The 8,303-nt window shown below is 65.2% G+C and carries 8 protein-coding genes, 4 tRNA genes and 1 pseudogene; 2 read left to right on the forward strand and 11 right to left on the reverse strand.

Annotated features, from left to right (window positions below; genetic code table 11):
* Positions 1-1,841: murein biosynthesis integral membrane protein MurJ (murJ, locus tag D1643_RS08730; RefSeq protein WP_236643497.1), on the forward strand; the 1,841-nt coding region annotated here is incomplete at its 5' end.
* Positions 1,842-2,196: 355 nt separating this feature from the next.
* On the opposite strand, the gene map is transcribed toward murJ, so the two are convergent.
* From map to D1643_RS08785, 11 genes are all read right to left on the reverse strand, one after another.
* Positions 2,197-2,967 carry a type I methionyl aminopeptidase gene (gene map / locus D1643_RS08735; protein ID WP_160710257.1) on the reverse strand — a complete coding sequence of 257 codons (771 nt, stop codon included), beginning with the start codon at positions 2,965-2,967 and terminating at the stop codon, positions 2,197-2,199.
* 377 nt (positions 2,968-3,344) lie between these two features.
* Positions 3,345-4,055 (reverse strand): 50S ribosomal protein L1, encoded by a 711-nt coding sequence (rplA, locus tag D1643_RS08740; protein WP_160710258.1) that lies wholly within the window; start codon positions 4,053-4,055, stop codon positions 3,345-3,347.
* Positions 4,056-4,183: 128 nt separating this feature from the next.
* Positions 4,184-4,684 carry a 50S ribosomal protein L11 gene (rplK, locus tag D1643_RS08745; RefSeq protein WP_160710259.1) on the reverse strand — a complete coding sequence of 167 codons (501 nt, stop codon included), beginning with the start codon at positions 4,682-4,684 and terminating at the stop codon, positions 4,184-4,186.
* A gap of 107 nt (positions 4,685-4,791) precedes the next feature.
* Positions 4,792-5,322 carry a transcription termination/antitermination protein NusG gene (gene nusG / locus D1643_RS08750; RefSeq protein WP_160710260.1) on the reverse strand — a complete coding sequence of 177 codons (531 nt, stop codon included), beginning with the start codon at positions 5,320-5,322 and terminating at the stop codon, positions 4,792-4,794.
* Between the two features lie 3 nt (positions 5,323-5,325).
* Positions 5,326-5,727: a preprotein translocase subunit SecE gene (secE, locus tag D1643_RS08755; RefSeq protein ID WP_160710261.1), complete on the reverse strand. Its 402-nt coding sequence runs from the start codon at positions 5,725-5,727 to the stop codon at positions 5,326-5,328.
* Positions 5,728-5,807: 80 nt separating this feature from the next.
* Positions 5,808-5,884, reverse strand: a tRNA-Trp gene (locus tag D1643_RS08760).
* Positions 5,885-5,908: 24 nt separating this feature from the next.
* Positions 5,909-6,058 carry a 50S ribosomal protein L33 gene (gene rpmG, locus D1643_RS08765; RefSeq protein WP_160710262.1) on the reverse strand — a complete coding sequence of 50 codons (150 nt, stop codon included), beginning with the start codon at positions 6,056-6,058 and terminating at the stop codon, positions 5,909-5,911.
* Positions 6,059-6,167: 109 nt separating this feature from the next.
* On the reverse strand, positions 6,168-7,370 hold the full coding sequence (gene tuf / locus D1643_RS08770) for an elongation factor Tu (RefSeq protein ID WP_160710263.1): 1,203 nt from the start codon (positions 7,368-7,370) through the stop codon (positions 6,168-6,170).
* A gap of 79 nt (positions 7,371-7,449) precedes the next feature.
* A tRNA-Met gene (locus tag D1643_RS08775) sits at positions 7,450-7,526 on the reverse strand.
* 3 nt (positions 7,527-7,529) lie between these two features.
* A tRNA-Thr gene (locus tag D1643_RS08780) sits at positions 7,530-7,605 on the reverse strand.
* Between the two features lie 4 nt (positions 7,606-7,609).
* Positions 7,610-7,694 (reverse strand) — tRNA-Tyr (locus tag D1643_RS08785).
* Positions 7,695-8,006: 312 nt separating this feature from the next.
* On the opposite strand from D1643_RS08785, the pseudogene D1643_RS08790 reads away from it, so the two are divergent.
* Positions 8,007-8,303: pseudogene (locus D1643_RS08790) on the forward strand (hypothetical protein); the annotation flags it as partial.

Below are 8,303 nucleotides of genomic sequence, written 5' to 3' on the forward strand. Positions count from 1 at the left end.
CCGACCCGGGCCTCACCGGGGCCATCCCCATCATAGGCCGCCACACGGGCCTCGACCGCACCGACCCCGACGGCACGCTCCAGCAGCAGGCCTTCGCCCTGGAGGAGGTGGAGCTGCTCGACTTTCTGGCCGAGCGCGAGGCGCGCCACGCCCGCCGCCCCTCCCCCGCCCCCCTGCCCCGTCCCGGCGCAGCCGACCGCGACGACCTGACCGACCCGGCCGAGGACGCCGAGATGGGCGCCCCCGTCCGCGACGTGGGGGGCTCGGCCGCGCTCATCAGCATCTGCGTCATCGCCTCGCGCATCACCGGCTTCGCCCGTACCTGGGCCATGGCCTTCGCCCTGGGAGCCACCTTCGTCTCCAGCTCCTACCAGGTGGCCAACAACCTGCCCAACATGCTCTACGAGCTGGTCATGGGCGGCATGCTGGTCACAGCGTTTCTGCCGGTGTACCTGAGCGTGAAGAAGAAGCTCGGCCAGGAGCGCGGCAACGACTACGCCTCCAACCTGCTTACCATCGTCATCGCGTTGCTCAGCATCGTCACGGCGCTCTGCATGCTGTTCCCCGCGCAGGTCATCTTCACCCAGTCGTTCTACTCCGATCAGCAGGAGATGGCGCTCGCGGTGTTCTTCTTCCAGTTCTTCGCCATCCAGATCGTGTTCTACGGCTGCTCGTCCATCGTATCGGGCCTGCTCAACGCCAACCGCGAGTACTTCTGGTCGTCTATCGCGCCGGTGTTCAACAACGTCATCGTCATCGCGTCGTTCCTCATCTACGCCGCCATCGCCCAGCACGACCAGCTGCTGGCCTTCTATGCCATCGCCATCGGCAACCCGCTCGGCGTGTTCGTGCAGATGGCCGTCCAGGTGCCCGCGCTGCGCAAGAACGGCATACGCATCCGACCGCGCATCAACCTGCGCGATCCGGCCCTGCGCGAGACGCTCGCCCTCGGCGCGCCGGCCGTCTTCGTCACCGTGTGCTCGTTCGCCACCGTGTCGGCCCAGAACGCGGCGTCCTACTGCTTCGCCGACAACGGCCCCTCGGTCATCGCGTACGCGCGGCTGTGGTTCACGTTCCCCTACTCGTTCCTCGCCGTGCCGGTGACCACCGCCATGTTCACGGAGCTGTCGGACATGCAGGCAGACGGAAACGTGCGGGGCGTGGTGCGGGGCATCATCGACGGCACGGGGCAGATCATCTTCCTCATGGTGCCCATGGCGCTCTACCTGGTCGTCTTCGCCACGCCGCTGGTCACGCTCTACCATATCGGCGCGTTTACCGAGGAGAGCATCGGCCAGATCGCGCGCTACCTGGCCGTCATGGCCGTGGCGCTGCCGTTCTACGGCGTAAACGCCTACCTCAACAAGATATTCAGCAGCATCCGCCGCATGGGGGTGTTCTCGGTGGTGAACTTCGTGGCCGTGGCGGCGCAGATCGCCGTCACCGTGGGCGCGGCCTGGGGAGCGCAGCACGGCTACCCCGTCACGCTCGAGGCCATCGCCGCCTCCACCGTGGTATCCTACGTGGTGGGCGATTTGATCGCGTTCGCCTACCTGCGGCGCCACTACGGGCCCATGGGCCTCGGGTTCCTCGCAGCGGTCTCGCTGCGCAGCGTCGGGCTGGGCCTTCTGGGCGCGCTGGCCGGCGGCGTGGTGCTCGCGGGACTCCAGGCGCTCCTCGGGCCGCTCACCGGGTCGGTGCCCCAGGCCCTCGCCTACCTGGCCGCAGGCGGCGTGGTGGCGCTCGCCGTCACCTTCGCGCCGGCGGTGCGCCTCGGGCTGCCCGAGGCCGCCTTCGTCACCTCCATCGTCGCGAAGGTGGGCGGCCGCCTGGGCCGCTAGCGCCGGGTCGTCGCGCCGCAACGAGATCGCGGGCCCCGCGACCTCCCCCCCCCGCGACGCGAAGGAGTCGCGGGGCCCACAGCCCTCCCGCGCCGAATCGGCCGTCGGAGCTGCGGGCGGGGGGCGGGCCGATCCACGCGTGCGATGCGCCCGGGACAGTCCGCCCTCCCGCCCACGCGACGCGCCAAACCATCGAGTCGCGTCCCCGTGCAATCGCGGGCACGGCAGCCCCCACCCCTCCTGCGACGCACCGAGTCGACCGCCTGATCCGCCTCTAGGCCGCCAGCGCTGCGACCGAGCCCGCCCCGTCCCAGCGGCCACCGGATTCGCCGCCAGGGCAGCGCCGGGACAGACGTCACACCGGACGGCGGCGGCCCTCCTCCGCGGTCAGGATGACCGGGCCCTCCTCGGTGACGGCCACCGTCTTCTCGAAGTGGGCCGAGGGGCGCCCGTCACGGGTGCACACGAGCCATCCGTCGGGCATCTGGCGCGTCTTGTGGGTTCCCGCGTTGATCATGGGCTCGATGGCCAGCACCATCCCCGGCTCAAGGCGGATGCCGCTGTGCTTGCGCCCGTAGTTGGGCACGTTGGGGTCCTCGTGCATGTCACGCCCGATGCCGTGGCCCACGTACTCGCGCACCACGCCGAACCCGGCCGCCTCGGCCACCGACTGCACCGCATGGCCGATATCGCCGAGCCGATTGCCCGGACGGGCCGCGTCAAGCCCCGCCCACAGGCACTTCTCCGTCACCTCGAGCAGGCGCTTCTTCTCCGGCGACACCGTGCCCACCGCGTACGTCCAGGCGTTATCCCCCACCCAGCCATCCACGATGGCGCCCGTGTCGATGGAGATGATGTCACCCTCCTTGAGCACCACCTTCGCGGAGGGGATGCCGTGGACGATCTGGTCGTTCACCGACGCGCAGATGGAGCCGGGGAAGCCGCCGTAGCCCTTGAACGCGGGGATGCCGCCCTCCAGGCGGATGAGCGTCTCGGCGAACTCGTCGAGCTCGGCAGTGGTGACGCCCGGCTTGACGAGGGCCCCCACCTCGCGCAGCACCTTGGCCGACACGCGGCCGGCCTCCCTCATGGCCTCGATCTCGGCCGGCGACTTGCGTATGATCATGGGTTCCCTCCCTGGGATTCTGCGCCGGACGGCTTTCAGGCCGTTTTCTGACGAGAAAATCCGGCTTTGCATGCTCAACCTCATTCTAAGCCTTTCCCCAGAGGGATTTTCGGCGAGAATGGGGGCGTCATTCCTTGAAAACAGCCCGAAAAGCATCACGCCCGGGCACTTGCGCCATGCAGAGCCGCACTTTCTCGCTCCGAAACACCCGTATTTCGCGCCCGAGGCCCGTCTTGCCGCTTGCGGCTCGCAGCGACCCGGCACCACCGCTTCCCGCAGCGCCCACGAGCAGCCCCGCCGCCCGCAAACGACCCCGAAAACGCAAAAGGACCCCGCGCTAGGCGCGGGGTCCTTCCGGTGAATGAGAGTAGTATCCGCTACTCGGCAGCCTCAGCGTAGGCGCGGGTCACGGAGGAGTCCACCGGCACGCCCGGGGTCATGGTGCCCGCGACGGTGATGGACTTCACGTAGCGGCCCTTGGCGGCGGCCGGCTTCATGCGCAGGATCTCGTCGTAGACGGCGCCGTAGTTCTCGGCCAGCTGCTCAGCGGTGAAGGACGCCTTGCCGAGGACGACGTGCGCGATGCCGTAGCGGTCGGCGCGGTACTCCACGCGCCCGCCCTTGAGCTCGTTGATGGCCTTGGCCACGTCGTTGGTCACCGTGCCGAGCTTGGGGTTCGGCATGAGGCCGCGGGGGCCGAGGATCTTGCCCAGGCGGCCGACCTTGCCCATCTGGTCGGGGGTAGCCACGGCGGCGTCGAAGTTGAACTCGCCGGCCTGGATCTGAGCCATGAGCTCGTCGGTGCCCACGATGTCGGCACCGGCCTCCTCGGCAGCACGGGCAGCCTCACCCTCGGCGAAGACGGCCACGCGCACGGTCTTGCCGGAACCGTTGGGCAGGCTCACGGTGCCGCGCAGCTGCTGGTCAGCCTGGCGGGTGTCGATGCCCAGGCGGAAGTCGCCGGTCACGGTCTCGTCGAAGTTGGCCGTAGCGATCTCCTTCAGGAGCTTCATGGCCTCGAGCGGCGCGACGGGCGCCTCGGGAATCTGCGCCTCGGCGGCGAGGTACTTCTTGGACTTCTTAGTCATGTCGTTTCCTTTCGTGGTGATGGCGAGCGCTTCTGAACTCTTCCACTGGTAAACTCGCAAACCGCGAGGTTTCGCACGGCGTCGGGGCCCGAACAGGGAGCCCGGCCGGACGCCGCGCAGAACCGCAGCTATTCGTCGATGGTCTTACCCTGAAGCATCGCGGCCACCTTGCGGCTGGGCACGTACTTCTTCTTCATCTCGCGGCCCTCGATGCGCACGCCCATGGAGCGGGCGGTGCCGGCCACGATCTCCATGGCAGCCTCGATGTCGTTGGCGTTGAGGTCGGGCATCTTGATCTCGGCGATCTCGCGGAGCTGATCCTCGGTCAGCGTGCCGACCACCTGGAGCTGCGGGATGCCGGCGCCGGACTGGATGCCCAGCTTCTCCTTGATGAGGACGGCCGCCGGCGGGGTCTTGCACACGAAGGTGAAGGACTTGTCCTCGTAGACGGTGATCTCAACGGGAATGATGGTGCCGGACTGATCCTGCGTCTGGGCGTTGAACGCCTGGCAGAACTGCATGATGTTGACGCCCTGGGCGCCAAGGGCCGGGCCGACGGGAGGCGCCGGGTTGGCCGCACCAGCAGGAATCTGCAGCTTGATGAAGCCGGTGACTTTCTTTTCAGCCATCTGTGACTACCTTTCAGATGTAAGCGGATACTCTCTCTATCACAAAAGCCCGATCGGCGAGAAGCCCCGGTCCACGCGGGCGCCCATCGTGCTTAATGTGTGCACAGTTAGATCTTGGCCACCTGGTCGAACGAAAGCTCGACGGGGGTTTCGCGGCCGAAGATGGAGACCATGACCTTCACCTTGCCAGCTTCCGGCGACACCTCGGAGACGACGCCGTCGAACTCGGCCAGCGGGCCCGAGACCACCTTGACGGACTGGCCCACTTCCAGGCTCGTCGACGTCTTCTTCGGCGCCTCGCGGCTGGTGCGCTTCATGATCTTGTTGTACTCGTCGCGGGTCAGCGCCTGGGGGTTGCCCTGGCTGCCCACGAAACCGGTGACGCCCGGCGTGTTGCGAACGGCGGCCCAGCTGCGATCGTCGAGCTCCATGCGCACGAGCACGTAGCCCGGGAACACCTTCTTCTCGCTCTCGACGCGACGGCCGCCATCTTTGATCTCCGTCACCATCTCGGTCGGAATCTCGATGCCGAAGACGTTGTTCTCGAGCCCCATCGTCTCGATGCGGGTCTCAAGGTTCTTCTTCACCTTGTTCTCGTAGCCGGAATAGGTGTGGAGGACGTACCATTTCTTAGTCATGGCCTAGGCTCCGATTCCCGAGATCAACACCAGCAGCGGCGTGATGATGACGTTGTCGAGCAGCGCGACGAACACGCCGAAGAAGATGAGGGCGACCACCACGACACCCGTCCAACGCAGAACGTCGGTGCGGGTGGGCCAGGTGACGCGCTTCATCTCGGACTTCACGTCGCGAAGGAACTGGAAGCGCTTCTTCTTGGGCTTCTCGTCGGCCTTCTTCGCAGCCTTCTTGGGCTCGGCAGCCTCAGCAGGCTTTTCCTCGGCCTTCTTGAAGAGGCCCTTCTTGGGCTTCTCCTCAGGCTCCGGCGCGACCTCCTCGACAAGCACCTCGGTATCGCGGTCAGCCTTGCGCTGCTGACGGGCAGCAGACGCCTTCGCTCGTTGTGTCTTGGATTTCTTAGCCATGGAGTTCCTTTATCGGAAAATCGTAAAACGTCTAAACGCCAAACAAGCAGCCTCGCTCGGGCTGCTCGCAGTTAACAAGCTGGCAGGCCAGGAGGGACTCGAACCCCCAACATGCGGTTTTGGAGACCGCCGCTCTACCAATTGGAGCTACTGGCCTATGCCTGTTTCTTCGCCTGAACCTCTATCGAGTCTCGCGGTGCAGGGTGTGATGGCCGCACCACTTGCAGTACTTCTTGAACTCGATACGGTCAGGGTTATTCTGCTTGTTCTTCTTGGTCGTGTAATTGCGGCGCTTGCAATCAGTGCACGCCAGAGTGACCAGAGTACGCATGAATTCTCCTTTTACCGTTATTCTCGAGCAGGCTTTTCAACATACACATGAACCGTAAGGGAAGGGAGCCCGCCCGAAGACGGGCTCCCTCTCAATCATGCAAGCGAAGTTACTTGATGATCTTGGTAACGCGGCCGGAGCCAACGGTACGGCCACCCTCGCGGATAGCGAACTTGAGGCCGTCCTCCATGGCGATCGGGTGAATGAGCTCGCCCTTGATCGTCACGTTGTCGCCAGGCATGACCATCTCGGTGCCCTCGGGCAGGTGAGCCACGCCGGTCACGTCGGTGGTGCGGAAGTAGAACTGCGGACGATAGCCATCGAAGAACGGGGTGTGACGGCCGCCCTCCTCCTTGGTCAGGATGTAGACCTGGCCCTCGAACTCAGTGTGCGGGGTCACGCTGCCGGGCTTGCAGAGAACCTGGCCGCGCACGATCTCCTCGCGCTTGATGCCGCGGAGCAGGCAGCCGATGTTGTCGCCAGCCTGAGCCTCGTCGAGCAGCTTGCGGAACATCTCGATGCCGGTGCAGACGGTGTTCTGGGTCTCCTTGATGCCGATGATCTCCAGCGGGTCATTGACATGCAGGACGCCGCGCTCCACACGACCGGTGGCAACGGTGCCGCGGCCGGTGATGGTCATGGTGTCCTCGACGGCCATCAGGAACGGCTTGTCGACGTCGCGCTCCGGGGTGGGGATGTAGGAATCCACAGCATCCATGAGCTCCCAGACCTTCTCCTGCCACTCCTTGTCGCCCTCGAGGGCCTTCAGAGCGGAGCCGCGGATGATCGGGGTGTCGTCGCCGGGGAACTCGTAGCTGTCGAGCAGCTCGCGAACCTCCATCTCAACGAGCTCGATGAGCTCCTCGTCGTCCACCATGTCGCACTTGTTCAGGAAGACGACGATGTAGGGCACGCCGACCTGACGGGCGAGCAGGATGTGCTCGCGAGTCTGGGCCATGGGGCCGTCGGTGGCGGCGATGACCAGGATAGCGCCGTCCATCTGGGCAGCACCGGTGATCATGTTCTTGACGTAGTCGGCATGGCCGGGGCAGTCAACGTGAGCGTAGTGGCGGGTGTCCGTCTCGTACTCGATGTGCGCGATGGAGATGGTGATGCCGCGCTCGCGCTCCTCAGGGGCCTTGTCGATCATGTCGAAGGCGGTGAAGTCAGCGGCAGCGGTGCCGTGAGAGCCGTCGTTCTCAGACAGGGTCTTGGAGATGGCGGCGGTCAGCGTCGTCTTGCCATGGTCAACGTGGCCGATGGTGCCGATGTTAACATGCGGCTTGGAACGCTCGAACTTCTCCTTAGCCATGTTTCATCCTCCTTGAAAAGAGATTATGCAAAAACAAACAAAATAAACGCGCCCGACGAGCGGACGCGATAAATCCAAATGGTAGCGGTGACTGGATTTGAACCAGTGACGCCACGGGTATGAACCGTGTGCTCTGACCAACTGAGCTACACCGCCAAGTGGAGCCTGCGACCGGACTTGAACCGGTGACCTCTTCGTTACCAACGAAGTGCTCTACCGACTGAGCTACACAGGCGAAATGGTGGGCGCGCTAGGATTCGAACCTAGGTAGGCAGAGCCAACGGGTTTACAGCCCGTCCCCTTTAACCACTCGGGCACACGCCCATTTCGGCGCTGAATTCATGTGTACTTTTCAAGCTGCCACCCGCTTGCAAGGCTAGGCCTAACCAGCGAGCGAATGAATAATACGCTACCGTCTCCGACGTGTCAACTACTTACACGGCCCCGGGCGTGTCTCCACGATTCCTCCCAAAGTGGCCGCTTCCGCCAGCCTCCTCGGCAACCTTATATATATGTAGGGGTTGCGCGAGAAGCGCGCGCTTGGGGAGCGCGGGACAGGCGGCATGGTACTATGAACGGCGGTGCCCCCGAAGGCGCCGTCTTCTCGAACCCGCTGCTCGATCAAGGAGGAACCCGATGAGCGAGCATCCTGATATCCTCACCCGCCGCGCCTTCCTGGGAGGCGCCCTGGCTAGCGCGGCTCTCGTCGCCGCCTCCCCCGCCGCGGCGCTCGCGGCCCCCAGCGCCGCGGAGAAGCAGGCCGAGGCCCAGGCAGCGCTCACCCAGCTGAACGCGATGTCCGAGCGCCTCTACCAGGCAGAGGCCTCCTATTCTGCCGCGCTGGCCTCCCAGCAAGAGGCCCAGGCCAAGATGGACGAGGCCCAGGCGCGCATCGACGAGGCCAACGGCCAGATCGACGACCTCCAGGGCAAG

Origin of the sequence: Enterorhabdus sp. P55 (assembly GCF_009911695.1) — a bacterium.
GTDB lineage: Bacteria > Actinomycetota > Coriobacteriia > Coriobacteriales > Eggerthellaceae > Enterorhabdus.